The 26,486-nt window shown below is 69.5% G+C and carries 25 protein-coding genes and 2 tRNA genes; 15 read left to right on the top strand and 12 right to left on the bottom strand.

What is annotated here, in order from left to right; all coding sequences use genetic code 11:
* Nucleotides 1-6 precede the first annotated feature (6 nt).
* The 7 genes from CDN99_RS18480 (at nucleotide 7) to CDN99_RS18515 (ending at nucleotide 6,467) form a co-directional block, all read left to right on the top strand.
* Nucleotides 7-603 (top strand): HupE/UreJ family protein, encoded by a 597-nt coding sequence (locus CDN99_RS18480; RefSeq protein WP_088386360.1) that lies wholly within the window; start codon nucleotides 7-9, stop codon nucleotides 601-603.
* Entirely contained in the window at nucleotides 600-905 is a 306-nt protein-coding gene (locus CDN99_RS18485; RefSeq protein ID WP_088386361.1) for an urease subunit beta, read from the top strand. The genes CDN99_RS18480 and CDN99_RS18485 overlap by 4 nt, the downstream gene beginning before the upstream one ends.
* A complete protein-coding gene (gene ureC, locus CDN99_RS18490) occupies nucleotides 905-2,623 on the top strand; it encodes an urease subunit alpha (protein WP_088386362.1) in 1,719 nt (572 codons plus the stop codon). Before CDN99_RS18485 ends, ureC begins: the two co-directional genes overlap by 1 nt.
* Nucleotides 2,624-3,343 (top strand): urease accessory protein UreE, encoded by a 720-nt coding sequence (gene ureE, locus CDN99_RS18495; RefSeq protein ID WP_088386363.1) that lies wholly within the window; start codon nucleotides 2,624-2,626, stop codon nucleotides 3,341-3,343.
* A complete protein-coding gene (locus CDN99_RS18500; RefSeq protein ID WP_088386364.1) occupies nucleotides 3,279-4,025 on the top strand; it encodes an urease accessory protein UreF in 747 nt (248 codons plus the stop codon). Before ureE ends, CDN99_RS18500 begins: the two co-directional genes overlap by 65 nt.
* Nucleotides 4,022-4,702, top strand: a complete 681-nt coding sequence (gene ureG / locus CDN99_RS18505; protein WP_088386365.1) for an urease accessory protein UreG — start codon at nucleotides 4,022-4,024, stop codon at nucleotides 4,700-4,702. The genes CDN99_RS18500 and ureG overlap by 4 nt, the downstream gene beginning before the upstream one ends.
* 235 nt (nucleotides 4,703-4,937) lie before the next feature.
* The gene (locus CDN99_RS18515; protein WP_088386366.1) at nucleotides 4,938-6,467 is read left to right on the top strand and encodes a hypothetical protein; all 1,530 of its coding nucleotides are present in this window, start codon (nucleotides 4,938-4,940) and stop codon (nucleotides 6,465-6,467) included.
* A 106-nt stretch (nucleotides 6,468-6,573) separates the two neighbouring features.
* Here CDN99_RS18515 and CDN99_RS18520 read toward each other — a convergent pair whose 3' ends face one another.
* From CDN99_RS18520 to CDN99_RS18540, 6 genes are all read right to left on the bottom strand, one after another.
* A complete protein-coding gene (locus CDN99_RS18520) occupies nucleotides 6,574-8,103 on the bottom strand; it encodes a tripartite tricarboxylate transporter permease (protein WP_088386367.1) in 1,530 nt (509 codons plus the stop codon).
* A 1-nt stretch (nucleotide 8,104) separates the two neighbouring features.
* Nucleotides 8,105-8,527, bottom strand: coding sequence for a tripartite tricarboxylate transporter TctB family protein (locus CDN99_RS18525; RefSeq protein ID WP_088386368.1), 423 nt, complete (start codon nucleotides 8,525-8,527; stop codon nucleotides 8,105-8,107).
* A gap of 179 nt (nucleotides 8,528-8,706) precedes the next feature.
* A complete protein-coding gene (locus CDN99_RS28715) occupies nucleotides 8,707-8,883 on the bottom strand; it encodes a type 2 periplasmic-binding domain-containing protein (protein WP_158218885.1) in 177 nt (58 codons plus the stop codon).
* Between the two features lie 33 nt (nucleotides 8,884-8,916).
* Nucleotides 8,917-9,804, bottom strand: a complete 888-nt coding sequence (locus CDN99_RS18530) for a cyanophycinase (RefSeq protein ID WP_088386369.1) — start codon at nucleotides 9,802-9,804, stop codon at nucleotides 8,917-8,919.
* A 3-nt stretch (nucleotides 9,805-9,807) separates the two neighbouring features.
* A tRNA-Ser gene (locus tag CDN99_RS18535) sits at nucleotides 9,808-9,897 on the bottom strand.
* Between the two features lie 40 nt (nucleotides 9,898-9,937).
* The gene (locus tag CDN99_RS18540) at nucleotides 9,938-10,768 is read right to left on the bottom strand and encodes a symmetrical bis(5'-nucleosyl)-tetraphosphatase (RefSeq protein WP_088386370.1); all 831 of its coding nucleotides are present in this window, start codon (nucleotides 10,766-10,768) and stop codon (nucleotides 9,938-9,940) included.
* Between the two features lie 99 nt (nucleotides 10,769-10,867).
* On the opposite strand from CDN99_RS18540, the gene CDN99_RS18545 reads away from it, so the two are divergent.
* From CDN99_RS18545 to CDN99_RS18560, 4 genes are all read left to right on the top strand, one after another.
* A complete protein-coding gene (locus CDN99_RS18545; protein ID WP_088386371.1) occupies nucleotides 10,868-12,169 on the top strand; it encodes a hemolysin family protein in 1,302 nt (433 codons plus the stop codon).
* Entirely contained in the window at nucleotides 12,166-12,912 is a 747-nt protein-coding gene (locus CDN99_RS18550) for a SapC family protein (RefSeq protein ID WP_088386372.1), read from the top strand. The genes CDN99_RS18545 and CDN99_RS18550 overlap by 4 nt, the downstream gene beginning before the upstream one ends.
* A 145-nt stretch (nucleotides 12,913-13,057) precedes the next feature.
* Entirely contained in the window at nucleotides 13,058-14,437 is a 1,380-nt protein-coding gene (locus CDN99_RS18555) for a lyase family protein (protein ID WP_088386373.1), read from the top strand.
* Between the two features lie 400 nt (nucleotides 14,438-14,837).
* Nucleotides 14,838-15,590: an N-acyl amino acid synthase FeeM domain-containing protein gene (locus tag CDN99_RS18560; RefSeq protein ID WP_088386374.1), complete on the top strand. Its 753-nt coding sequence runs from the start codon at nucleotides 14,838-14,840 to the stop codon at nucleotides 15,588-15,590.
* A gap of 113 nt (nucleotides 15,591-15,703) precedes the next feature.
* On the opposite strand, the gene egtD is transcribed toward CDN99_RS18560, so the two are convergent.
* Nucleotides 15,704-16,618 carry an L-histidine N(alpha)-methyltransferase gene (egtD, locus tag CDN99_RS18565; protein ID WP_088386375.1) on the bottom strand — a complete coding sequence of 305 codons (915 nt, stop codon included), beginning with the start codon at nucleotides 16,616-16,618 and terminating at the stop codon, nucleotides 15,704-15,706.
* A complete protein-coding gene (egtB, locus tag CDN99_RS18570) occupies nucleotides 16,615-17,886 on the bottom strand; it encodes an ergothioneine biosynthesis protein EgtB (RefSeq protein WP_088386376.1) in 1,272 nt (423 codons plus the stop codon). The genes egtD and egtB overlap by 4 nt, the downstream gene beginning before the upstream one ends.
* Nucleotides 17,887-18,132: 246 nt before the next feature.
* Here egtB and CDN99_RS18575 point away from each other — a divergent pair, with 246 nt between their 5' ends.
* A complete protein-coding gene (locus CDN99_RS18575; RefSeq protein WP_141100861.1) occupies nucleotides 18,133-19,020 on the top strand; it encodes a helix-turn-helix transcriptional regulator in 888 nt (295 codons plus the stop codon).
* Here the strand turns inward: CDN99_RS18575 and CDN99_RS18580 are convergent.
* On the bottom strand, nucleotides 18,980-19,372 hold the full coding sequence (locus CDN99_RS18580; protein WP_238139590.1) for a VanZ family protein: 393 nt from the start codon (nucleotides 19,370-19,372) through the stop codon (nucleotides 18,980-18,982). The genes CDN99_RS18575 and CDN99_RS18580 overlap by 41 nt on opposite strands.
* Nucleotides 19,373-19,529: 157 nt before the next feature.
* Complete coding sequence (locus tag CDN99_RS18585) at nucleotides 19,530-20,339, bottom strand: siderophore-interacting protein (RefSeq protein ID WP_088386378.1); 810 nt, start codon at nucleotides 20,337-20,339, stop codon at nucleotides 19,530-19,532.
* Nucleotides 20,340-20,396: 57 nt separating this feature from the next.
* On the opposite strand from CDN99_RS18585, the gene CDN99_RS18590 reads away from it, so the two are divergent.
* From CDN99_RS18590 to CDN99_RS18600, 3 genes are all read left to right on the top strand, one after another.
* Nucleotides 20,397-20,852, top strand: a complete 456-nt coding sequence (locus CDN99_RS18590) for a MarR family winged helix-turn-helix transcriptional regulator (protein WP_088386379.1) — start codon at nucleotides 20,397-20,399, stop codon at nucleotides 20,850-20,852.
* 82 nt (nucleotides 20,853-20,934) lie between these two features.
* Nucleotides 20,935-21,010: transfer RNA gene (locus CDN99_RS18595), tRNA-Thr, on the top strand.
* A gap of 191 nt (nucleotides 21,011-21,201) precedes the next feature.
* Nucleotides 21,202-22,566: an alanine racemase gene (locus CDN99_RS18600; protein WP_088386380.1), complete on the top strand. Its 1,365-nt coding sequence runs from the start codon at nucleotides 21,202-21,204 to the stop codon at nucleotides 22,564-22,566.
* Between the two features lie 90 nt (nucleotides 22,567-22,656).
* On the opposite strand, the gene CDN99_RS18605 is transcribed toward CDN99_RS18600, so the two are convergent.
* A complete protein-coding gene (locus CDN99_RS18605) occupies nucleotides 22,657-23,676 on the bottom strand; it encodes a class 1 fructose-bisphosphatase (protein ID WP_088386381.1) in 1,020 nt (339 codons plus the stop codon).
* Between the two features lie 32 nt (nucleotides 23,677-23,708).
* Complete coding sequence (pepN, locus tag CDN99_RS18610) at nucleotides 23,709-26,429, bottom strand: aminopeptidase N (RefSeq protein ID WP_088386382.1); 2,721 nt, start codon at nucleotides 26,427-26,429, stop codon at nucleotides 23,709-23,711.
* Nucleotides 26,430-26,486 lie beyond the last annotated feature (57 nt).

Genomic DNA, 26,486 nt, shown 5'->3' on the forward strand with positions numbered 1-26,486 from the left:
CCCGAGATGACCCACCCGCGTTCCCTCCTCGCGATGCCCGCCGCCGCGCTCGCCCTGCTGTTGCCGGCCCTGGCGCTGGCCCACGCCGGCGACGGCGGCGTCCATGAACACGGCCTTGCCGCCGGCTTCACGCATCCGTTCACCGGTCTCGACCATCTCGCCGCGATGCTCGCCGTCGGGCTGTGGAGCGCGCTCACGCAGACCGGCCGGCGCATGCTCGCCGCGCCGTTCGCCTTCGCCGGACTGCTGCTGATCGGCGCGTTGCTCGGCGCCGCGGGCCTGTCCTTGCCGGGCGTGGAGCCGATGGTGGCCGCGTCGGTGCTGGTGCTGGGCCTGGTCGCCGCGGCGCGCTGGCATCTCGGCGCCGCGGCATCGGCGCTGCTGGTCGGCGCCTTCGCGGTGTTTCATGGGCTGGCCCATGGCTCGGAACTTCAGGGCGTGCCGGCCTTGCTGGGCATGGTCGTGGCGACGGCGCTGCTGCATGCGCTGGGGCTGGGCGTCGGGCTGAGGCTGCGCGCGCTGGCGCCGGCGTGGTCGCGCGCGGCCGGCGGTGCGATCGCGCTGCTGGGTCTGGGCCTGCTCGGCCGCATGGTGATCGCATGATCCCCGGCGAGCTGCTGACCGACGCCGGCGAGCTGGCCCTCAACCCCGGCCGCCGCACGCTGGTGGTGACGGTGACCAACGGGGCGGACCGGCCCATCCAGGTGGGTTCGCACTACCACTTCGCCGAGACCAACGCGGCGCTGCAATTCGATCGCGAGGCCGCGCGCGGCATGCGGCTCAACATCGCGTCCGGCACCGCCGTGCGCTTCGAGCCCGGCCAGCAACGCACCGTCGAGCTGGTCGACTTCGCCGGCACCCGGGAGATCTGGGGATTCCGCGGCCTGATCCAGGGAGCTTTGTGATGGCACGCATCGGCAAACGCGCCTACGCCGAGATGTTCGGCCCCACCGTCGGCGACCGCCTGCGCCTGGCCGACACCGCGCTGGTGATCGAGGTCGAGGACGACCTGACGCTGCGCGCCGGCGGCTACGGCGAGGAAGTGAAGTTCGGCGGCGGCAAGACCATCCGCGACGGCATGGCGCAATCGCAGCTCACCCGCGCGCAGGGCGCCGTCGACACGGTGCTGACCAACGCGCTGATCCTGGACCACTGGGGCATCGTCAAGGCCGACATCGGCTTGAAGGACCACCGCATCGTCGCCATCGGCAAGGCCGGCAATCCGGACACGCAGCCGGGCGTGGACATCGTCATCGGCCCCGGCACCGAGGTCATCGCCTGCGAGGGCAAGATCGTCACCGCCGGCGCGGTCGACTCGCACATCCACTTCATCTGCCCGCAGCAGATCGAGGAGGCGCTGGCCAGCGGCGTGACGACGATGCTGGGCGGCGGCACCGGCCCCGCCACCGGCACCTTCGCCACGACCTGCACGCCAGGCCCTTGGCACATCGAGCGCATGTTGCAGGCGGCCGATGCGTTCCCGATGAACCTGGGCTTCCTCGGCAAGGGCAACGCCAGCCGGCCCGAGGGCCTGACCGAGCAGATCGAGGCCGGCGCGATCGGCCTCAAGCTGCACGAGGACTGGGGCACCACGCCGGCCGCGATCCGCAACTGCCTGGACGTGGCCGAGGCGACCGACACGCAGGTCGCGATCCACACCGACACGCTCAACGAGAGCGGATTCGTCGAGGACACCGTCGCCGCCTTCGAGGGTCGCACCATCCACACCTTCCACACCGAGGGCGCCGGCGGCGGCCATGCCCCCGACATCCTGAAGGTGGTGGGCGAGGCCAACGTGCTGCCCAGCTCCACCAACCCGACGCGTCCGTACACGATCAACACGCTGGACGAGCACGTCGACATGCTGATGGTGTGCCACCACCTGGACCCGGCCATCGCGGAGGACCTGGCCTTCGCCGAGAGCCGCATTCGCAAGGAGACCATCGCGGCCGAGGACATCCTGCACGACCTGGGCGCGATCAGCATGTTCAGCTCCGACTCGCAGGCGATGGGCCGCGTCGGCGAGGTCGTGATCCGCTGCTGGCAGACAGCGCACAAGATGAAGCAGCAGCGCGGCCCGCTGCCCGGCGACGGCGAGCGTCACGACAATGCCCGCGTGAAGCGCTACGTCGCCAAGCTGGCGATCAATCCGGCCATCGCGCACGGCATCAGCCATGAGGTGGGCAGCATCGAGGTCGGCAAGTGGGCCGACCTGGTGATCTGGAAACCCGCGTTCTTCGGCGTCAAGCCGTCCCTGATCCTGAAGGGCGGCGTGATCGCGATGGCCGCGATGGGCGATCCGAACGCGTCCATCCCGACGCCGCAGCCGGTGCATTACCGGCCGATGTTCGGCAGCTTCGGCGGGTCGCTGGCGCGCGCGTCGCTGAGCTTCGTGTCGCAGTCGGCGCAGGCGGCGGGCGTCGCGCGGCGCTACGGCCTGGCCAAGACCACGGTCGCGGTGAAGGGCATACGCGGCGTGGGCAAGAAGGACATGATCCACAATGCCTACGCCCCGCGGATGGAGGTCGATCCCCAGACCTATGCGGTGCGCGCCGATGGCCTGTTGCTGCACTGCGAGCCCGCCGTCGTGCTTCCGATGGCGCAGCGCTACTTCCTGTTCTGAATGATCCAAGTTTCCAAACTGCTGGCCCAGGGCGCCGGCCTGGCCCCGGTGCTGCTCAAGCGCGCGTGCACCGTCACGCTCGATTGGGACACGCGCCAGAAGAGCCGTTTCCAGGCCACCGACAGCCTGGGCCGCGAGCTCGGCGTCTTCCTCGCGCGCGGCACCGCGGTACGCGGCGGCGACGTGCTGGTGGCGGAGGACGGCTCGCTGGTGCGCGTCGTCGCGGCGCCGCAGCCGCTGCTGCGCATCACCCCCTGCACGGCGCACGGCACGCCCTTCGACCTGCTGCGCGCCGCGTATCACCTGGGCAATCGGCACGTGCAGATCGAGCTCAAGCCAGACCATCTGAAGATCGAGCCGGACCATGTCCTGGCCGACATGCTGCGCGCGATGCACCTGATCGTGAGCGACGTCCAGGAGGGCTTCGAGCCCGAGGGCGGCGCGTATGCGGCGGGCGGCCACGCGCATCCGAACGGCGGGGACCACGGACATGGTGACGGCCACGGCCACGGCCATGGGCATGGGCATGGGCATGCCGAGACGCACGCGCATGGACGCGAGCATGGCCGCTCGCCCACGGGCCGCAAGACCATCGCCATCCAGGCCACGGCCGCGCCGCATGTGCACGGCCCGGGCTGCGGACACGACCACGGACATGAACACGGACACGATCACGCGCACGGCGACGGCCACGCCCACGATCACCAGCACGGCCGCTGATCCGGTCCCGCCGCTGTTGCGGCTGGTCTGGCTGGCGTCGCCGGCGTTGCCGATCGGGGCGTTCTCCTACTCGGAGGGGCTGGAGTCGGCGGTCGAGCACGGTCTGGTGCGCGACGATGCGTCCGCGGGCGAGTGGCTGAGCCAGCAGCTGCGCCTGCTGGCGCGCGGCGATCTGGCCGCGATCGCGCAGGGCATCGCGGCCTGGCGGTCGGGCGACGAGGCGGCGCTGATCGAGCTCGTCGCCTGGCTGCGCATGAGCCGCGACGGCGCCGAGGCCCGATTGCAGAGCGAGCAGATGGGCCAATCGCTGCTGGCCTGGTTGCGTGGTCAGCCGATGGCGACGCCAGGGCAGCTCGCGTTCCTCGCCCGTTGCTGCGACGGGCCGGCGCCGCACGCCTTCGTGCTGTCGCTTGCGCTCGCGACGATCGCGGTGAGCGTCGAGCAAGCCCTGCAGACGCAGGCCTTCGGCTGGGCCGAGAACCAGGTGCAGGCCGCGCTCAAGGCGGTGCCGCTGGGCCAGACCGCCGGCCAGCGCGTGCTGCAGCGCCTGGCGGCGGAGATTCCCCGCGCGGTGGCCGAGGCCATCGCCACGCCGCCCGCGCGGCGCCAGCTCTTCGCGCCGATGCTGTCCATCCTCGCGGCGCGCCACGAAACCCAGTACTCCCGACTGTTCCGATCATGAGCACCCCCACCGCCCCCTCGTCCGCGGCCGGCACCGCGCTGCACCACATTCCCGGCCGGACCAAGACGCTGCCGCCGCTGCGCGTGGGCATCGGTGGTCCGGTGGGCTCGGGCAAGACGACCTTGCTGGAGATGCTCTGCAAGGCGATGCGCGGCAAGTGGGACCTGGTCGCGATCACCAACGACATCTACACGAAGGAAGACCAGCGCCTGCTGACGGTCAGCGGCGCGCTGCCGGCGGAACGCATCATGGGCGTGGAGACCGGCGGCTGCCCACACACCGCCATCCGCGAGGACGCGTCGATCAACCTGGAGGCGATCGATCGCATGCTGGCGCAGTTCCCCGACGCCGACGTCGTGTTCATCGAGTCCGGCGGCGACAACCTCGCCGCGACCTTCAGCCCGGAGCTGAGCGACCTGACCCTCTACGTCATCGACGTCGCCGCCGGCGAGAAGATCCCGCGCAAGGGCGGGCCCGGCATCACGAAGAGCGACCTGTTCGTCATCAACAAGACCGACCTCGCGCCGCACGTCGGCGCCAACCTCGACGTGATGGAAGCGGACACGAAACGCATGCGCCCGACGCGGCCCTTCGTGATGACCAACCTCAAGACGCTCAGCGGCCTGGACGAGGTGGTGGCGTTCATCGAGCGCAAGGGCATGCTCGTGACCGCATGACCGCATGACCGCATGACCGCATGACCGCATGACCGCATGACCGCATGACCGTGGTCCGCGGTCTGCGTGAGCGGTGGCGACGCGGGCACGTGTGCACGCCGTCGCCCTCGCCCTCGCGTCACGTCGCGTCGCGTCGCGGGCCCGCATCGGCATCGTTCGCCGCGGCGGATGCTTGTCCGGTGCCTACGCCCGGAGGGGGGAAGAACCCTGCTTCGGCATGCCGGACTGAGCGGCGATGCATCCGCTCGCCACGCCGTTCTCCAGCCATTTCGTCGCCGATCCGCTGATCGACGATGGTCCGTCGTCGAAGGGTGTCGTCGATCCGCCTTCGACCAGCGGATTCGGCGCGTGCGCGGATGGCGCGACATCGACAGCACCCGCGACGCCTTCGCCGCCATCGGATGCCGCGCTCATCGACGAAATCGCGGACGCGCTGAGCGTGGACGCGCGCGAGCAGACCGGTGCCTGCGCGCGGCACCTGACGCGGGGACTCGATCTGCTGGCGGCGCCGGGCTCGCCGGCCGCGCAGGCGGACCGGTTCATCGTCGACGGTGATCCAGAGGGCTTGCCGGCAGACCTGCGCCAACGCGCGACCGACGCACTGGACGGAGATCCTGATCGCGACCGACCTTGCGGGCGCCTGCGTGCGCTGATCACCACGCTGGTGTCCGCGTTCGGCGGCGCCTCGCAGTGGCTGGACGCGCGGCCGGTCGGACGGACGGTCCTGAACCTCGCGCACTGCGCGGTGCGCAGTGTCGGCTCGGTCGCGTTGCCGACGATGGCGCGCCAGGGCATCGGACGCGCGCTGGACCTCGCCATGAGCGAAGGCCTGTCGGAGACGGCACGAACGGTGATGTCCTGCGCCTGCCTGGCCGTGCCCGCGGTCGGGCAGGCCGTGCTGCTGGTGCGTGACGAGCGGCGCGGCGAGGCGACCGGGTACTCGCGCGCCACGCGCGTCGTGCTGATGGCGCTACCGACCGCGGCAGGCGCGCTGGGGCTGGCCAGCGGCACGTTGTTGAACGCCGGCACCCGATTCGCCGAGGTCGTGCTCTACCCGCTGATGCGCGACGCCGTGCAGGCGAGATGGCCGATGGCCACGCAGCCCGACAGCGGGCCGACGCGAGGCTCGCTGGCGCTCACCAGCCTGGGCTACGCGATCAATCAACTGGCGGTGAGTCGGGCCTTCGCCGTCGCGCCGGATGTCGACCTTGCCGCGGGGGCGGTGCTGACCCAGGGCGTCGTGGCGCGCGGTGTGGCCAACTGGGCCGGCGAGGCGGTGGACCTGTGGTCCCTGCTGATGCTGCATCACGCCTGCCGCCACGGCCTGGGCACGCAGCCACGGACGCGCGTGGGCACCGGCAGCGCGACGCAGGCGATGACGACCATGAGGCACTGGGACACGATGGCCGCGCGCGGTGCCTTCGTCGCGGGCTTCAATCAGCTCTATGACTCGCTGCTCGCGGAGAACACGCTGACCCGCGCATGGCGTCCGAGCGTCGGCGATGCGCGGGCGTTCCAGGCGGCGGACTGGACGACCGAGGGCATCGTCGGCGGACTCACCGTGTTGACCTACGGCTTCTGGACCGACCCGCTGCACGCGCGGGGCGCGACGTTGCAGACGCTGGATGAAGCCCACCGCGGCGAGCGCGCGCCGCGGCAGTACGCCGGCAATCGCGCCGAGCCGGCCGTGGCGGGGTTGGGCATGGGGACCGTGGAGCTCGTGGCCTATCGCGACGCGGCGGACCGCCGCGTCGCGCGCGCGTGATCCGGCCGGGGCGCAGGCGAGGCGCCTCGCTCGTGCGTCGAATGAAAAAGCGCCGCCGCCCGCGGGCGCGGACGGCGGCGCGAAGGCGCCTGATCGAGGGGGGACCTCAGGCCGCCTGCGGCGTCACCCCGCCGTCCTTGCCTTTGCCTTTGCCTGGGTTCTTCCTGGCGTTCAGGATGAATGCGATCAACTGCCAGCCGATGAACAGCGCCATCACGCCCAGCAGCGTCGCGCTGATCGGACGGGTCACGAAGACATCGAAGTGGCCGCGGCTGATCAGCATCGCGCGCCGGAAGTTCTCTTCCAGCATCGGGCCCAGGATGAAGCCCAGCATCAGCGGCGCGGGGTCCATGTCCAGGCGCATGAAGATGTAGCCCGCCAGGCCGAACACCGCGGTGACGAAGATGTCGTCGAGGTTGTTGTTGACGCTGTAGGTGCCGATGCAGCAGAAGAACAGGATCGACGGGAACAGCACGTTGTACGGGATCTTGAAGACCGACAGCCAGTAGCGCACCAGCGGCACATTCAGCACCACCAGGAACACGTTGCCGATCCACATGCTCGCGACCAGGCCCCAGAAGATGTCCGGGTGGCCGCCGATCATGTTGGGACCCGGCTGGATGCCCTTGATGATGAAGGCCGCCATCATCAGCGCCATCACCGGGTTCTCCGGGATGCCGATGCTCATCAGCGGGATGAAGCTGGTGCGGGCGGCCGCCTCGTCGGCCGCGGCCTGGCCGGCCACGCCCTCGATGGCGCCGTCGCCGATCTCGTCGCGGTACTTGCTGACCTTCTTGTCCAGCGCGTAGGCCGCGAACTGTGCGATCGTCGGGCCGCCGCCGGGCAGGATGCCCAGGACCGAGCCCACCACGCTGCCGCGCAGCGCGCTCGGGATGATGCGCTTGAACTCGGGCCAGGTCGGCATCAGGTGGATCTTGCCGTTGAAGGGCGTGCGCTCGTTCTTCGCGTCCAGGTTCTTGGAGATCTCGGCGATGCCGAAGCAACCCAGCGCGATGCTCACCAGGCCGACGCCTTCCGCCAGGAAGGGCATGTCGAAGGTGTAGCGCTCCAGGCCGCTGTTGACGTCGGTGCCGATCTGGCCGAAGAGCACGCCGATCAGGCACATCGCCAGGCCGTTGAGCAGGCTGCCCGTGGTCACGAAGCTCACGCACAGGAAGCCCAGCAGCATCAGCGCGCAGTAGTCGGCCGGCCCGAACAGGAAGGCCACCTCACCCAGCGTCGGCGCCAGGCAGGACAGCACGACGATGGCGACGGTGCCGCCGATGAAGCTCGAGATGCCGGCGGTGAACAGCGCCAGCCCCGTCTTCCCCTTGAGCGTCATCTGGTACCCGTCGATGCAGGCCACGATGGAGCTGGCATGCGGGATCTTCATCGTGATGGCGCTGACGCTGTCGCCGTACTGCGCGCCGTAGTAGATGCCGGCGAGCATGATCAGCGCGCCGTTGACGGGGATGGAGTAGGTCAGCGGCAGCAGCACGCTGATCGTGGCCAGCGGGCCCAGGCCCGGCAGCAGGCCGACGAGGGTGCCGACGACGCAGCCGATGGCGCAGAACATCAGGTTCTGCCAGGTCAGCGCGTGCTCGAACCCGAACGCGAGGTTGTGGAGGATTTCCATGTCAGAGCAGCGGCAGGTTGAGACCGAGGAACTTCTGGAAGGCGAAGGCGATCGCCAGCAGTCCGGCGGAGATCGCCAGGTTGCGCTTCCAGGAGTACGAGCTGCCCGCGGCCGTCGAGATGAAGACCATCACCACGATGCCGACCGACATGTTGACGAAGCGGGACACCAGCGAGAAGGCGCACAGCGCGGCGATGATCAGGCCGATGTTCTTGATGGTGAAGGTCATCGGCGGGCCGCCGGCGACGATGCCCCGCACGATGGTGGCGAGCGCCACGATGCCCAGCAGGACGCTGATCATCAGCGGGAACATGCCAGCGCCGGCATGGTCCATGCGGCCGATGGGGTAACGCAGCGCGCCGAGTCCGAAGAACAGGGCGACCGCGGCGAGGAAGAAGCCTCGCGCAAGAGAGCGGTTGATCATTTGCACACCAGGGGAGGGGGAACTGACATGCCGCCATGGTTCCGGCGCGCCGCCCCGATGTCATACGCGTTTCCCGCAAAACCGCGGGTGCTCGAGACGTCGGACAGGTTGCCGACAGATTCAAGTCAAGAAGTCGTTCAGGAGTCGTAAAGGGCTCATGAACACGGGCGAGATCGACCTCACGCCACGACCCGTGAGACCTGCTCGCGCAGCCATCGCTGTGCCGCGTGACCGTGATTGCGCTCGTGCCAGACCATCGCGAGCTCGAAGCCGTCGATGGGGAACGGCGGCTCCAGCATCTGCAGCCCGGCGGCGCGGCCCTTGACCAGACGTTCCGGCACCGGCGCGACTGCCACCAGGACGATTGTTCCGAGAAGAAGGAAAGGGGGTCAGGCGTTGCCCAGCGTGGGGGGCGACACCAGCGTCTCCAGCACCCGGCGCAAATGCGGCGCCACGGGCGAGCGCGCGTTGTCCAGGTCGAGTGACGTGCCGGCGGGCAGCAAATAGAAGCCGACGTTCTCCAGCGCCACGACATCGCCGGCCGCGGACGCGGGCCCCCGCCGATCGGACATCCGCGTGCCGTCGATCACCGTGACCGCGCCAGCGCCGACCACGCGGAGCCCTTCTCCGGGTCGAAGGAGCAGCATGGTGTCCTCGTCGATGCCCACGCCGATGCGGCGCGGGTCCAGCGTCACCAGATGCAGCAGCCGCGCATGGCGCTTGCGTTGGGCGAAGTGCTGATCGATCACCAGCCTCGGCAGCAGATCGAGCCCCGGATGCAGCGGATAGGCGTCGTCCGGCCCGGCGAATTGATCATCCAGGTCGCCGACCGGCATGTGCGTTCCCAGCGCCGATGCGCCCGCGCTGGTGCCGGCGATGAGCAGCTCGCCACCGGCATGGCGCTCGCGGATCAGCGCGTGGAGCGGCGTGCCGCCGACGACCTCGACGAGGCGTTCCTGATCGCCGCCCGTCATGAACAGCAGGCGCGCGCCGCGCACGCGATCGAGCGTGGCCGGGTCGGCGGCGGCCTCGCGGTCGCGCACGTCCAGCCAATGCGGCCGCGCGCCCAGTTCACGGAAGGCGGGTTCGTAGTAGGACCAGAGGAGTTCAGGCTCGCCGCTGGCGGTGCTGAGGACCGCGATGTCCGGTGGCGAGGCACCGCCGACGTGCAGCTCGGCGACCAATGCCCGCAGGACTTCCCGTCGATCGAGACGGTCCTCGTTGCCGCCGATCAGGGCGAGCGGGGCGGGGAGGGGGAAGTGAGTCGGGGAGCGCATCGCTGGCGGAGACGGTGAGATTCGAACTCACGGAGGGCGCGAACCCTCGGCGGTTTTCAAGACCGCTGCCTTAAACCACTCGGCCACGTCTCCCGGAAGAGAAGGGGCGCATTGTAAGCGCCGGCTGGGCGTCTCAATCCTCGCCGGGCTTCTTCGCCTGCACGCAGCCGACCTGGATGATCTCCTGCACCTGCCCGTCCGCGACGCGGGCCGCCGTGAGTTCGCCCCCCCAGACGCAGCCCGTGTCCAGCGCCAGTAGATCGGGGCGCTGGACCAGCCCCAGCGTCGACCAGTGACCGAACGCCGTCGGGTGCCCCGCCGTGCGGCGGCCCGGCACGTCGAACCACGGCATGAATCCGGGCGGCGCCGTGCCCAGGCCTTCCTTCGTCTTGAAGTCCAGCTTGCCCTTGGCATTGCAGAAGCGGATCCGGGTCAGCACGTTGATGATGAAACGCAGCCGCGGCACGCCGCTCAGATCGTCCTGCCAGCGGTCTGGCTCGTTGCCGTACATCTGCGGCAGGAAGTCCGCCAGGTCCGGCCCGGCCAGCAGCGCGTGGACCTCGTCCGCCAGCGCCAGCGTCTGGTCGGCGTCCCATTGCGGCACCACGCCGGCGTGCACCATCAGCCAGCCCTGCGACCGCATCGCCAGCCGCTGCCGTCGCAGCCACTCCAGCAGCGGCTCCCGGTCCGACGCGTTCAGGATCGCGTCCAGGGTGTCCCCCTTGTGCGGGGCACGCACCCCCGCGGCGGTGGCCAGCAGGTGCAGGTCGTGGTTGCCGAGCAGGCATTGCGCCGCGTCGCCCAGCGATTGCAGGCGGCGCAGCGTGGTGAGGGAGTCGGGCCCTCGGTTGACGAGGTCGCCCAGCAGATAGAGACGGTCGCGGGAGGGGGAGAAATCGATCTTTTCCAGCAGCCGGGCGAGCGCGTCGCAGCAGCCCTGGAGATCGCCGATGAGGTAATGCATAGGGGGATTTTGCGGTGTCGACGTCACACAGGCTCTGCTAACCTTGCCGACCTTGTGTTTTGGGCGCGACTACGGGTTACCACCGGGTCCGCGCTGTCAATGGATACCGCCCTAGTTCTCTTCCTGATACTGCTCAACGGATTGTTCGCCATGTCGGAGATGGCCCTCACGGCCTCCCGCAAGGCACGCTTGCAAGTCATGGTGGAGAGCGGCGAGGGCGGCGCGCAGGCCGCGATGGACCTGCACGAGAACCCCACGAAGTTCCTCTCCACCGTGCAGATCGGCATCACCTCCATCGGCGTGCTCAACGGCATCGTCGGCGAGGCCGCGTTCTCCGGTCCGGTCGCGGAACTGCTGCGCGCCCACACGCCGATGACCGAACGCGCCGCGGAGATCACCGCCATCGGCCTGGTCGTCATGGTGCTGACCTTCGTGACCATCATCTTCGGCGAGCTGGTGCCCAAGCGCCTGGGCCAGATGTACCCCGAGAACGTCGCCCGCCTGGTCGCGCCGCCGATGGAGATCATGTCGCTGGTGACGCGGCCCTTCGTCAAGCTGCTGAGCTTCTGCACCGAGTTCACGCTGAAGCTGCTCGGCATGGGCGGCCGCGCGAACCGCGCGGTGACGGAAGAAGAGATCGCCGCCAGCCTCGACGAAGGTCGCGATGCCGGCGTGATCGAGGAACACGAGCACCAGATGGTGCGCAACGTGTTCCGGCTGGACGAGCGCCAGATCGGCTCGATGATGATTCCGCGCGCGGAAATCGCCTGGCTCGACGCCACCGACCGTCCCGATCAGGTGCTGCAGATCCTGCGCGCGCACGGCTATAGCCGTTACCCGGTCTGCCGCGGCGGCCTGCACGACGTGGTCGGCGTGGTGAGCGCCCAGAACCTGCTCGCGCGCGCGCTGGCCGGGGAGCCGCTGGACCTGTCGACCGGTCTGGAAGCGCCGGTGTTCGTGCCCGAGACGCTGTCCGGCATGGAGCTGCTGGCCCACATGCGGCGGGCGGAGACGCCGCTGGTGTTCGTCGTCGACGAGTACGGCGAAGTGCAGGGCGTCGTCGCGATGCGCGACGTGCTGGAGGCCATCGCGGGCGAGTTCAACTCGTCCGATGGCGAGGATGCCTGGGCGGTGCAACGCGAGGACGGCAGCTGGCTGATGGACGGCCTGATCCCGGTCACCGAGCTGAAGGACCGCCTGGAATTGAAGGAACTGCCCGAGGAGGATCGTGGGCGCTACAACACCCTGGCCGGCATGGTGATGCTGCTGCTGGGGCGTTTGCCGCGCACGGCCGACGTGGTGGAGTGGGACGCGTGGAGATTCGAGGTGGTTGACCTCGACGGCAAGCGTGTGGACAAGGTGCTGGTCTCGAGACTGGCCGACGATGGAGTGACTGTATGAGCAACCCCCCGATGTATGACAACCTGGTGCCGGTGGACCGGGTGCAGCACAAGAACACCCGCATGAAAGGCGGCGTGTCGTCCCTGGATCGCCTGCGCGGCCTGAACTCGCTGTTCATCGCCGTGGCCGAATTCGCCGACGCGAGCCTCGAATACCCGGTGGTGTTCGTGCGCGTGGGCCAGGCCCCGGAAGGCCAGCGCCCGCCGATCGCGCCGCTGGCCGTGTTCGGCCTGAAGCAGGGCAGCAACGTGTTCATCAAGGACGACTTGTGGACCGCCCGCTACCTGCCGGCGTATGTGCGCCGTTATCCCTTCGCCATGGCGCGCCTGAGCGACAGCGGCGACGAAATGGCGCTGTGCCTGGACACCGGCTCCGGCGCGTTCTCCGAGACCGAGGGCGAGCCCCTGTTCAAGGAAGACGGCGAAGCCAGCGACCTGCTGCTCAACGCCAAGCAATTCTGCGAGGACTTCGAGCGCGAGGCCGAGCGCACGCGCCAGGCCTGCGAAGTGCTGCAGGACCTGAACCTGCTGCAGGACATGCGCTTCGAGGCGCAACTGCCCAGCGGCGAGAAGCTGGACGTGGACGGCTTCATGACCGTCAACGAGAAGGCCCTGGCCGAACTGCCGGATGAGAAGGTCCTGGAACTGCACCGCAACGGCCTGCTGGAGCTGATCACCATGCACCGCCTGTCGCTGCGCCACATGAGCCGCCTGGCCCAGCTGTACGTGCCGCCGGCCGCCTGACGGCCCGGCCGGACCGCAGTCCGGCATGCGACATCCCGGCCCATGCCGGGGCGACAGCCGTCCCAGACAAACCCCAAGCGGGTTTGCTTGAGTACGGCGTACGGAAAAGCCTCGATAGCATCCACTCCCCTCACAAGGATGTTGGATGCTGTTCGAGGCTTTTTTGTCTTCTGCCGCGATGGAGACGGTGTTCTCCCCTGCCGCGGTGGTGCAGTCGATGATGGACATGGAAGCTGCGCTGGCGCGGGCTGCGGCCAAGGTCGGCTTGATCCCCGCGCCCGCCGCGCAGGCGATCGCGAGCCTGTGCCGGGCCGAGCTCTACGACGTGCAGGCGCTGATCGCCGCCGCGCCGCGAGCCGGCAACCTGGCGCTGCCGGTGGTGCAGCGGCTGCGCGAGACGGTGGCGCTGTTCGATCCGGCCGCGGCGGTCTACGTGCACCGAGGCGCCTCGGCGCAGGATCTGGTCGACACGGCGATGGTGCTGCGCACCCGCGAGGCCCTGCGCCTGATCGACGACGACCTCCAGCGGCTGTGCGGCCAGTTGCTCGATCTGGCCGAGAGGCACGTCGCCGTGCCGATGCTGGGCCGCACGATGATGCAGCCCGCGCAGGTGATCAGCCTGCGCTTCAAGCTGATGAACTGGCTGATGCCGCTGCTGCGTAGCGCCGAGCGGCTGCGCGAGCAGGGCCGGGCCTCGCTGCTGCTGCAACTGGGCGGCGCCGTGGGCACCCTGGACGCGATCGGCGGGCGGGCGGACGAGTTGCTCGCGGCGGTGGCCGGCGAACTGGGCCTGCCGCTGCCGGACATGTGCTGGCACACCCAGCGGGACCGCTGGCTGCGGCTGGGCATGGAGGTGGGGCTGCTCTGCGGCAATCTGGGCAAGCTGGCGCAGGACTTCGCGCTGATGGCGCAGGCGGAGATCGACGAGCTCAACGAGCCGCCCGGCGAGGGCTTCGGCTCCTGCACCTCGATGCCGCACAAGAAGAATCCGGTCGCGGCGCTGCAGGCGCTATCGGCCGTGCAGCGAGCGCCGCAACGCGTCGCCGGCCTGCTCGCCTGCATGGCGCAGGAGCATGAGCGCGGCCTGGGCCAGCAGCAGGCGGAACTGGCTGAATGGAGCGGCCTGATGGGGGGCGCCCACAGCGCGGTGCAGGCGCTCACCCGTGCGCTTGCTGAGCCGGTGATCCGTGTCGATCGGATGCGCGATCACGTCCTGGGTCGCCAGGGGCTGGTGGCCAGCGAGCATCTGGAGTTGCTGCTGCTGCCGCGTCTGGGACGGCAGCGCACCGGCGCGTTCGTGCGTGACCTGATCTACCGCGTCCGCCACGGGCAGGGCACGCTGGAGCAATTGCTGCATGCCGCGATCGACGTCGGCGACCTGCCGCCCACGGCGCTGTCCGCCGAAGAACTGGCCGGATTGTTCGACCTGGAGGCCATCGCCGCCCAGGCCGACGGTCGCGTCGCCACCTTGATCGTCCAGGCGCGTGCCCGCCTCGATGCGATGGCCGCCCAACCGTGCGCCTGACGCCGTCGTGGGCGGTTCGACGTCAAATATCCCTATTTCTTGTACGGATTTCCGTAAAAACGCGGGACGCAGCTGTCCCCTCATTTCGGTATTTGAACTTCGGACAAGTAGTTACATCTGCAACAACCAGCATGTCGGAAATCGCCGCGCGGGATTCCTCGAGATTCGATGTTCTCGAATCAGAGCGCGGCTTGGCGCGGCATTCCCGGTGGGTGGGGGCTATGTAACGGAGTTCCCTCAAATGCGGGGTTTCCGGCCTCCGGGGGATTGACCGGCGTCGCTACCCGGTACAGACCCGTAAGGTCGAGGTCGCATTTGTTAACTATCGTAGCGACCCGGAGTAATTACTTTAGGTGGGGCATAGACTCGCCCCCCATAACCAAGCAGTCTGGAGTTGGGAATGAGCGACGAATCACATCTGTCTGGCATCGAGCTGGAACCGCATGCAAGCCCCTTGCAGGCGCTCCAGTCGATCCCGTCGGATATTCCGTTTGTTCGCTCTGACTCGGTGGAGCTCGTTTGCCGCGACACGGAGTTCGGCCGCATCGAGATCCGCGCGTTGATGGAAAGCGGCAGCAGCGCCTTGCTGGAGCGTCGTTATGCGTCACGGGGTTACAAGCTGAGCCGCTCCGCCGACGTCACGCTGGGCGCCTACTGGGAAGGCCGGCTGGTGTCGACGCTGGGTTTGCGCCGCGACGGCGGCAACCTGGCGGCCGACCAGAGCTTCCCGGAAGAGATGGCCGACATGCGCCGCCAGGGCTGGCAGCTGTGCGAATTCACCCGGCTGGCGGCCGATCCGGACGGTCCGTCCAAGCTGGTGCTGGCCAGCCTGTTCCACCTGGCCTACCTGCACGCGGTGAATCACTGGGGCGCCGAGTTCCTGGTGATCGAGGTCAATCCCCGCCACAAGGCCTTCTATCGCCGCATGCTGGACTTCCAGCCGCACGGCGAGCAGCGCCTGCACCGCAGCGTCGGTGCGCCGGCGGTGCTGATGAGCCTGTCGCTGGCGTACGGCTCGACGCAGGTGCGCAAGCACGGCGGCACGCTGAACGAGGATGGCCGCTCGCGCACGCTGTTCCCGTACTTCTTCTCGCCCGAGGCCGAGCCCGAGTTGCTGAGCAAGCTGGCGGACGTCTACGGCTACGACGCCTGAGGCCGGGCCTTCCGGGCCTCCCGGCCCTCCCGCCTTTCCTCGCCGCTTCCCGCCTCCTCCGCTTCCCTCGCCTTCACGGCGCCGCCGGCCGCCCACCCCCTCCGTCCCCGATCTCACGCCTCCAGCCAATGGAGGCTGAACCAGTCGCGCGCGTCGGTCCAATGCGCCGCGGGTCGGAAGCCCGCCTCGCGGGCCAGCGCCTGAAAGCTCTCGACGCTGTACTTGTGCGAGTTCTCGGTATGCAGGCTGTCGCCCGGCGACAGCAGGTACTGCCGGCCTTGCAGCTGCAGCATCTGCGGTCCGCGCGGCAACAGATGCATCTCGATGCGGTGCCGGCGCGGGTCGTAGAACGCGTAATGGTCGAAGGCGTCGGGATCGCATTCCAGCCCCAGCGCGCGCTGCGCGTGGCGCAGCAGGTTCTGGTTGAAGCGCGCCGTCACACCCTGCGCGTCGTTGTAGGCCGCGTGCAGCAGCGCCGGGTCCTTGATCAGGTCGACGCCGATGAGCAGCGCGCCGCCGTCCAGCTCTTCCCGCAGCAGCCGCAGGAACTGCAGCGCCTCGTCGGGCTCGAAATTGCCGATGCTGGAGCCGGGAAAAAAGCCGATCCGCCGCCCGTCCGCAGGCGGATCGGGCAGCACATGCATGCGGGTGAAGTCGGCCACCACCGGCAGGATGCGCAGCGCCGGTTGCTCCCGCTGCAGCGCCTCGCAGGCGGCCAGCAGGTGCGGGCCGGAGATGTCCACCGGCACGAAGCTGTGCAGGTGCCGGGCGCGTTCCAGCAACAGGCGCACCTTCACCAGCGCGCCGGCGCCGTATTCGATCAACTGCGCGCCGTGGCCCATGCGCTCGGCGAAGTCGCCGGCATGGCGCCGCAGCAGCGCGAGCTCGGTGCGGGTGGGGTAGTACTCGGGCAATTCGCAGATCTGCTCGAAGAGCGCGGAGCCCTGCGTGTCGTAGAAATACTTGGGGGAGATGGAACGGTCCGGGCCCGCCAGCGCGGCGTGCAGGTCTTCGGCGAAGGAACTCATGCGGGGGTCTCCGCGCGCGGGCGCGCATCGCGGGCGAGTCGCAGCCCGGTGAACTGCCAGCGCGCGGCCGGCGGGAAGAAGTTGCGGTAGGTCGGTCGCGTGTGGCCGGGCGGTGTCGCCAGGCTGCCGCCGCGCAGCACCAGCTGGCCGACCATGAACTTGCCGTTGTATTCGGAGGCGGCGCCGTCCAGCGGTCGGAAGCCCGGATACGGGTGATAGGCCGAGCGCGTCCACTGCCAGGCTTGATCGTGCAACTGCGCCATGCCGGGCAACGCCGCGGCGGCTTCCCATTCCGGCTCGCTGGGCAGGCGGGCGCCGGCCCACTCGGCATAGGCGGCGGCCTCGTAGAAGCTGAGTTGCATCACCGGCGCCGCCGCATCCAGCGGCCGCATGCCATGCGGGCCGAAGATCGACCAGCCGCCGTCGCCGGTCCGCGCCGGATCGTCCGCGCGCTCGTGCTCGATCCAGTAGAGCGGCGCCTTCCATCCCTGCGCCTGGACCGTGGCCCAGCCGTCGGACAGCCACCAGCGCGGCTCGCGATAACCACCGGCCTCGATGAAGCGCAGGAACTCGCCGCAGGTGACGAGCCGGCTGGCGATCTGGAACGGCTCCAGCCAGACGCGGTGACGCGGCCCCTCGTTGTCGAAGGCGAAACCCGCGCCCGGGGCGGCGGCGTCGTGGCCGATCTCGACCAGCCCGCCGTCATGCGAGATCCACTCGCTCACCCGCCCCGTTGGCCAGCGCGCGGGCGCGTCCGCCGACAGCGCCGGCCGCCACGGGTGACAGGACAGCAGGTGCAGCGCGTCGGTCAGCAGCAGTTCCTGGTGCTGCTGCTCGTGGTTCAGCCCGAGTTCCAGCGTCGGCGCGATCGCGGCCCAGCGCGCCTCGTCGGTACCCGCGATCAACCGGGCCATGTGCTCGTCGACGTGGCGCCGGTAGGCCCGCACCTCCTCGAGCGACGGCCGCGTCAGCAGGCCGCGCTGGGGGCGCGGATGGCGCGGGCCGAGGCCCTCGTAATACGAGTTGAAGAGGACGTGGTACGACTCGTCGATCGGCCGGTAGCCGTCGAGAAAAGGGCGCAGCAGCAGCGCCTCGAAGAACCAGCTGGTGTGGGCCTGATGCCATTTGGCGGGACTGGCGTCCGGCATCGACTGGGCGGCCTGATCCTCGATGGACAGGCCCTCGGCCAGCGTCAGCGTGTGACGCCGGACCGCCTCGTAGCGGCGCGCGAGATCGCGCCGGGCGAGCGGCAGATCGTGATCCGACATGCAAGCAACTCCTGCGGCCCGAGGGGGCGGACCGCTCGTCAACGGTAGCTGATTTGGCCGGCCCTTGCCCGGTCCGCGCCTCTCGCCACGGGCCGGAAGGCCGGTCAAGCTGCCACCCGATGTCAGCAGGGGCAAGGCGGGTACCCGCGCGCGCCACGGCCTCCAACTCTTCGCGAATCATTCATCGCTGCGTCATCGCGGGGCGGCAGTCTGCGATGGCCTCGGCTCACGTATCGATACATGTCCATGACGCAGCCCCACTCGCCGATGCCGGCCGGATTCACGGACCGTGTGGACCGTGCCGACCGCGCGCACCCCACCGATCGTCCGGACCGCGTCGTCGATACCACCGACGGGCTACCCTTGCCCTGGCTGCAGGACCGGCAACTGGGCGAGCGCCTGCTGGAGGCGCTGTGGAGCGCCGGCCAGCCCGCGACCCCGGCTCAGTTCTTCGTCTGGAGCCAGAGCCGCCTGCAGCCGCTGCTGCCGCACCGCCTGCTGGTCTGCGCCTCCGACGTGCCGCCGTCGCCGCGCTTGACCGCGCAGCTGTTTCACCTCAAGCCGATCGGGGATGGGCTGCAGGCCCAGCTCGAATCGCCGGAGCACGGCCTGTGGCTGCACCTGATCCGCCGCTGGGGCGAGGGGCGCCGCGCGTTGCGCATCGACGTGGCGCGGGAGGAACCGTCCGCGCTGTTCCAGCCGCTGCTGGAAGCCGGCCTGCGCAGCCTGGTGCTGCACGGCGTGGCCGGGGACGGCGAGCGGCCGCAGGGGTTGTTCCTGCTGGCCGGCGACGGCTGGGACGACGAGCACCTGCAGCGCTTCGAGCTGCTCACGCCGGCCTTGCATGCGGCATGGCGCCGCTCGCGGCTGCAGCCGCGGGGGCAGGCCTTGCCGCGTCGCGTCGGCATGCTGGTGACGCCGCGCGAGCAGCAGATCGTCGAAGGGTTGCGCGCCGGGCTGAGCAATGAGGGCATCGCGATCCAGCTGGGCATCAGCATGTTCACGGTGAAGAACCACGTACGCAAGATCCTGCGCAAGCTCGGCGCCAACAACCGCGCGCAGGCGGTGGCGATCGCGATGTCGCGGCGCGAGTTCAGCGAGCCGGAGGCGAGCGGTCTTCCACGAGGCGCATGAGCAGCGCGTGCGCCGCGAGGCCGATCGCGGCGCCGATCATGTCGGCGATCACATCCTGCAGCTCGGCATCGCGGCCGGGGATCTGGGATTGCACCAGCTCGATCAGGATGCCGAAGGCCAGCAGCCAGGCCAGCACGATCCAGCGGCGCCGCGCGCCCGCCCGCAGGCATTGCATGCCCACCACGGCCAGGCTCGCGAACGCGGCGAAGTGATTGGCCTTGTCCCAGCCCAGGTCGGCCTCGGGCGGCGGGTGCGGGCTGAAGGCCAGCCAACTGATGACGGTCACGAGCGCCAGGAACAGCAGGCGCCAGGCGGCGCGCCAGCGCGGGTCATGCAGGACAGCAGCGATCACGGGGGCCCGCCTCCGTTCCGGGCGGGGCGCAGTTTGCCATGATGAGATGACCGCGGCGGCGGGCCGCGCGGCCGCGGCTCCTGGGCGCGCGGCGCTGCGCCGCGCCGCGCCGCATGGGCCGGGCGATCGCGACGGTCGCGTGCCGCGCGGCGTCGCCTCACTCCAGGTGCTCGTGATGATGGCTGGCGCCGCGCTTCCAATAGGCGGAGGCGCGGATCGCGTGGCGGTCGTGGCCCTTCTCCTCGACGAGCACCCGGCGCAGCGCGGTCATCGCGGCGGCTTCGCCGGCGCACCACGCGTAGCCCTCGCCATCCGGCAACGTCAGCGCGCGGGCGGCGGCCAGCAGCGCCTCGTCCCCGTCGACCCAGCGCAGGTCCACGTCGGCCGTCGTCTGGAAGTGGCGGCGGTCGCTCTCGGGCACGTTGAGCAGCGCGATCACGCGCGTGCCGGGCGGCAGTTCCTCGAGGCGGCGGGCGACGGCGGGCAGGGCGGTTTCGTCGCCGGCCAGCAGATGCCAGTCGTAGTCGACCGGGACGATGAAGGACCCACGCGGTCCGCCCACGGTCAACGACTGGCCGGGCACCGCTTGCGCGGCCCACGCGGCGGCCGGGCCGTCGCCGTGCTGCGCGAACTCGATCACCAGCTCGCGCGCGGCGGCGTCATGGCGGCGCGGGGTGTAGTCGCGCATCACCGGCGCATCGCCGCTGGCGTCGAAGATCAGCTTCACGTGATCGTCGAAGGACGCGCTGACAAAGTCGGCGAGCGACTCGCCGCCCAGTGTCACGCGGCGGAAGTTGGGCGTGACGTCGTCGACGCCGAGCACGGTCAGCTCGCGACGCTTGAGCTCATGGCGGACCCGCTGCACGCGGCTGCCGCCGGCTGGCGCGGCCTGTTGCCCACCGGATGCGCCGGAGGGCGCGACAGAGGGCGCGAGGGCGGAGGGGAGGGGATTCGATTCAGGCTTCATTGCCGTTGGATTCTGGTTCGTTGACAATGTCATCCATCTTCCGAATATCGATTGACAATGTCAACTAACACTACCGGTCGCAGGGGCAAGGACGACGACGTGCTGGAGCTGATCCACACGGTCATGCATCAGTACCGCGCCCGGCAGTACCGTTTCCTGCGCGACGGTCCGCAGGACATCACGCACATGGAGGGCAAGGTGCTCGGTTTCTTCGAGCGCCATCCCGACGGCACGCAAAGCGACCTGGCGCAGCACAGCGGGCGGGACAAGGCGCAGCTCGCGCGCCTGATCAAGGGGTTGCGGGACAAGGGGCTGCTCGACGCCGAGACCGACGCGGCCGATCGCCGCCAGGTGCGGCTGCGCCTGAGCGCCGCGGGCGAGGCGGTGCAACGCGAGTTGAAGCGGCAGGCGCGGCAACTGTCGGCGCACGCGGTGACGGGATTGAACGCGGCGGAGCAGCAGCAGCTGATGGCGCTGCTCAAGCGCGTGCAGGCCAATCTGGGCGAGGAGTGAATCCAGCGAAATTCGGCGAGCCCGAAACTTGTCGACCTCTGAAAGTTGGCCTATACTGTGCGGCTCTGTTGTTCGCGACAGCGCCGGTGTAGCTCAGTTGGTAGAGCAGCGCATTCGTAATGCGAAGGTCGGGAGTTCGACTCTCTTCACCGGCACCAATCCTGAAAAGCCGCTTGGATCTCCAAGCGGCTTTTTCTTTGGTCGCGAGGGTTCGCGGGATGCCGCCAGGTTTTGGTCGGCTACCTCCCGGTCGCTCCGGAGCAGGTCTTGCATCCGGGCTGCCGTGGCACTGACAAGCGTCTTGCCAGCTGGCTGATCAGCCGATCGGTCGAGGGCTATATTGCCCGGCATGACTGCATCCGCCCATGACGCCACCCGCGCGACGTCGACCACGCCCGTGCGACTGAAGCTGGACGATCTCGAGTCCGCGCCCTTGCCCAGCACGCTGAAAGGACTGCCCGTTTCAGCCGAGGGCTTGCCGCTGCGCGACCTCGGCACGCTGGGCCTGTCCCTGCTGGACGGCGACCTGCCGCTGCCGGCCGCGGTGCTGAAGGACGCTGCCATCATCCACAACGCCGCGTGGATGCGCGACTTCGTGAACCGCGCCGGCGTGAGCCTGTGCCCGCATGGCAAGACGACGATGGCGCCGCAGTTGTTCCAGCGCCAGCTCGACGAAGGCGCCTGGGGGATGACGGCGGCGACCGCGGCGCATGTGCGCAGCTATCGACGCTTCGGTGTGCCGCGCGTGCTGCTGGCCAATCAACTGGTGGGGCGGGCCGACATCGAGCTGGTGTTCCGGGAGCTGGAGGCCGATGCGGATTTCGATTTCTACCTGCTGGTCGACTCCGCCGCGGGCCTGGATCTGTTGCGCGAGGCCGTGGCTGCGCATGGACTGACGAGGCCGCTGCAGGTGCTGCTCGAAGTCGGCACGCCGGGTGGCCGGACCGGTGCGCGCAGCCTGGCGGATGGGCTGGCGCTGGGGCGCCTGATCCGCGACGCCGGGCCGGCGATCGCGCTGCGCGGTGTCGAGGCCTTCGAGGGCGTGTACAGCGGCGACGACACGGCGCGCGTGGAGCTCGGCGCGCTGTCGATGATCGAGACCGTGGCCTCGCTCACGCGCGCGGGTTGCGAAGAGGACTGGTTCGCCCCCGGCGAGGTGCTGCTCAGCGCCGGCGGCTCGGCTTTCTTCGACATGGCGGCGCGCACGCTGGCGGCGGTCGAATCGGCGGGCACCGGGTGCGCCTTGCGCGTGGTGCTGCGCAGCGGCTGCTATCTCTCCCACGACAGCCTGCAGTACGAGCGCATGCAGGCGCGCATGCGGCAACGCGCTGGTGCGATGTGGGGCGCCGGCCCTGGCCTGCGCAATGCGATCGAAGTCTGGGCGCACGTTCAATCGGTGCCCGAGCCAGGCCGCGCGATCTGCACGGCCGGCAAGCGCGACCTCGGATATGACGCCTGCCTGCCGCAACCGCTGTGGTGGTACCGCCGCGGCGAGCACGATGTGCCGCAGCCCGCGCCGACCGACTGGCAGGTCGTGAAGCTCAACGATCAACATGCGTATGTCGACGCTTCCAGCGGTGTGCTGCCGCTGCGGGTCGGCGATCTGATCGGCTTCGGTGTCGGTCATCCATGCACGACCTTCGACAAGTGGCCGCTGCTCTACCGCGTCGACGACGAGTACCGCGTGCTGGGCGGGGTCAGGACGTTCTTCTGAACGCGACATCGACTCCGGAGGCCGGCCAAAACGCAGAAGGCCGCTCATCGAGCGGCCTTCTTTACTGACCCGGCCCGCGCCGGATCGCGGTCACTTCGCGGCGTCGGACTCCACGTGGTATCGCGTCACGCGCTCGACCTCGTTCTTCGAGCCGAGCACCACCGACACGCGCTCATGCAGCTTGGTCGGCTGCAGGTCGAGGATGCGTTGGCGGGCGTTGGTGGCGGCGCCGCCGGCCTGCTCGACGAGGAAGGCCATCGGGTTGGCCTCGTACATCAGGCGCAGCTTGCCGGCCTTGTTGGGCTCGCGCTTGTCCCACGGGTACATGAAGATGCCGCCGCGCGTCAGGATGCGATGCACGTCCGCCACCATCGACGCGATCCAGCGCATGTTGAAGTCCTTGCCGCGCGGACCCTCCACGCCGGCCAGGCATTCGTCGATATAGCGCGTCACCGGCTCGTCCCAATGGCGCTTGTTGGACATGTTGATCGCGAACTCCTTCGTGTCCGTCGGGATCTTCACGTCGTCGGCCGTCAGCACCCACGAGCCTTGCTCGCGGTCCAGCGTGAACATCGCCACGCCGTCGCCCACCGTCAGCACCAGCGTCGTCTGCGGTCCGTAGACGCAGTAACCCGCCGCGGCCTGCGCCGAGCCGGGCTGCAGGAAGTCGTCCTCGCTCACGCCCTTGCTGCCGTCGAGCTTCTTCAGCACCGAGAAGATGGTGCCGATCGACACGTTGACGTCGATGTTGCTGGAGCCGTCCAGCGGATCGAACATCAGCAGGTACTCGCCCTGCGGGAAACGGTTGGGCACCAGGTGGATGCTCTCCATTTCCTCCGACGCCATCGCGGCCAGGTGGCCGCCCCACTCGTTGGCTTCGATCAGCACCTCGTTGGCGATGATGTCCAGCTTCTTCTGGACCTCGCCCTGCACGTTCTCGGATCCGGCCGTGCCCAGCACGTCGCCCAGCGCGCCCTTGTTGACGCTGATGGCGATGCGCTTGCAGGCCCGGGCCACCACCTCGATCAGCAGACGCAGCTGCTGCGGGATGTGGCCGTGCAGTCGCTGCTGCTCGACGAGGTATTGGGTCAGGCTGACGCGTTGACTCATGAAACGACTCCGGATGGTTGAAAAACTGGTCGTCAGCCCTGGACGGCCTCGGCCGGCGCCGCGGCGGCCGGCCGCGGGTCCAGCGCGAGCGCGCGCTCGACGATCTCGCGCACGTCGTTGGACAGGTCCGGCTTGGCGGCCACGCGCACGATCGCTTCGCGCGCGGCGCCGCGGTACGGCTCGGCCAGCGCGGTCCAGCGGTCCATCACGCGCGCCAGGCGGCCCGCCACCTGCGGATTGATCGCGTCCAGCGCCAGCACCTGCTCGGCCCAGAAGACATAACCGGCCGCGTCCGCCCGGTGGAATGCCGCCGGGTTGAACATGCACAGCGAGAAGATCAGGCTGCGCGCGCGGTTGGGATTCTTCAGCGTGAAGTCGGCGTGCTTCATCAGCTGCTTCACGCGGGCGAAGGTCTTGCCGTCCTGCTCGGCGGCGCGGCCCTGCATCGCGAACCACTTGTCGATGACCAGCGCCTCGCCCTTGAACTGGGCGTGGAAACGCGCCAGCGCGCTGTCGGCCAGCTCGGCATGCGCGTTGACCAGCGCGGACAGCGCGCCCAGCCGGTCCGTCATGTTGGTCGCGTCCTTGATGCGCTGGTACGCGCGGCCCGGCCAGACGCCGTCACCGCCGCGCGTGGCGTTCAGCACCAGCATCGCCAGCGACAGGTTCACCAGCGCGCGCTTGCCGCTCTGCACCGGATCGGGCGAGTAACCCGCGCTGACCTGATGCGTCTCGAAGGCCCAGGCCCAATCGGCCTGCAGCGCCGTGGCGAGCTGCTCTTGCGCCGCCGCGACGGCCGCGTGCACCGCCTGCGGATCGACCTCGGTCAGTTGCTCGGCGATGTAGGCCTCGTCGGGCAGTTGCAGCGCCAGCGCCTTGAAGGCCGGATCCAGGTCCGCATGGCGCAGCACGGCGCGCATCGCGTCCAGGTAGGCGGCGTCCAGCGTCAGCGGCTCGCCCGAGCGCACGGCGCCCAGGATGCGCGCCAGCGCCAGGCGCTGGCTGGCTTCCCAGCGGTTGAACGCGTCGCTGTCGTGCTTGAGCAGCACCAGCAGCTCGGCATCGCCCAGGCCGTCGTCCAGCACCACCGGCGCGGAGAAGCCGCGCAGCAGCGACGGCACGGGCTCGCCGGCCACGTCGACGAAGACGAAGGACTGCTCGGCCTGGTCCAGCACCAACACGCGCTCGGTGGCGACGGTGCCGCCATCCTCGCCTTGCAGCGTCAGCGGCAGGGGCCGGCCCTCGCGCGACAGCAGGCCCAGCGCCACCGGGATCACCTGCGGCTGCTTGCCGTCCTGGCCCGGCGTGGCCGGGTTGGCCTGGCTCAGCGTCAGCGTGTAGGTCCGGGCGTCGGCGTCGTAGGCGCCGCGCGCCTGCAGGCGCGGCGTGCCGGCCTGCGAGTACCAGCGGCGGAAGGTGTCCAGGCGCGTCGACAGCGGCGAGCCCGGGTTGGCGTCGGCGATCGCCTGCGCGAAGTCGTCGCAGGTCACGGCCTGGCCGTCATGGCGCTCGAAGTACAGCGACATGCCCTTGGCGAAGCCCTCGCGGCCCACCAGCGTCTGGTACATGCGGACGACTTCGGCGCCCTTGTTGTAGACGGTGGCGGTGTAGAAGTTGTTGATCTCGACGTACTGGTCCGGGCGCACGGCGTGCGCCATCGAGCCGGCGTCCTCCGGGAACTGCATGGCGCGCAGCGCGCGCACGTCCTGGATGCGGCAGACCGCGCGCGCGCTCGGCGTGGCGGCCATGTCCTGGCTGAACTCCTGGTCGCGGAAGACCGTCAGGCCCTCCTTGAGCGACAGCTGGAACCAGTCGCGGCAGGTAACGCGGTTGCCGGTCCAGTTGTGGAAGTACTCGTGCGCGACGATCGACTCGATGCGATGGAAGTCCGCGTCGGTCGAGATGGCCGGGGAGGCCAGCAGCGCCGCGGTGTTGAAGATGTTCAGGCCCTTGTTCTCCATCGCGCCCATGTTGAAGTCGGACACGCCGACGACCATGAAGCGTTCCAGGTCCAGCGGCAGCTTGAAGCGCGCCTCGTCCCACACCACCGACGCGATCAGCGAGTTCATCGCGTGCTCGGTCTTCTCCAGGTCGCCCCGGCGGACGTAGACCTGCAGCAGGTGGTCCTTGCCGGCGCGGGTGCGGATGCGCTGCTCGCGCGCGACCAGGTCGGCGGCCACCAGCGCGAAGAGGTAGCTGGGCTTGGGGAAGGGGTCGTGCCATTTGGCCAGGTGGCGGCCGTTGTCCAGCGTGGCGGTCTCCAGCAGGTTGCCGTTGGAGAGCAGCATCGGGTACCTGGCCTTGTCGGCGCGCAGCGTCACCGTGTACACGGCCATCACGTCCGGGCGGTCCAGGAAGTAGGTGATGCGGCGGAAGCCCTCGGCCTCGCACTGCGTGAAGAAGCCGCCGCCCGAGGTGTACAGGCCCGACAGCGCGGTGTTCTTCTCCGGCGCGCAGGTGTTGCGGATCTCCAGGTTGAAGTCCGCGTCCGGCACGTTGTCGATGATCAGCTCGTGGCCTTCCTGGCGGAAGGAGACGCTCTCGCCGTCGATCAGCACGCGCAGCAGGTTGAGTTCCTCGCCATGCAGGCGCAGCGGGCCGTGCGGCACGCCGGCGTTGCGCTCCAGGCGCATCTTGCTGGTGACCAGGGTCTTGGCCGGCTCCAGGTCGAAGCACAGGTCGACGGTGCGGATCCAGAAGACCGGCGCGACGTAGTCTTCGCGGCGGATCAGGGTGGCGGTGCCTTCACGCATGGCGGGCTTCCTCGTAGGAATGTGAAAGCCCCGGGCGGTGGATGCTGCGCCGGGGCA

The sequence above is a fragment of the Roseateles aquatilis genome (assembly GCF_002205645.1).
Classification (GTDB): domain Bacteria; phylum Pseudomonadota; class Gammaproteobacteria; order Burkholderiales; family Burkholderiaceae_C; genus Roseateles; species Roseateles aquatilis.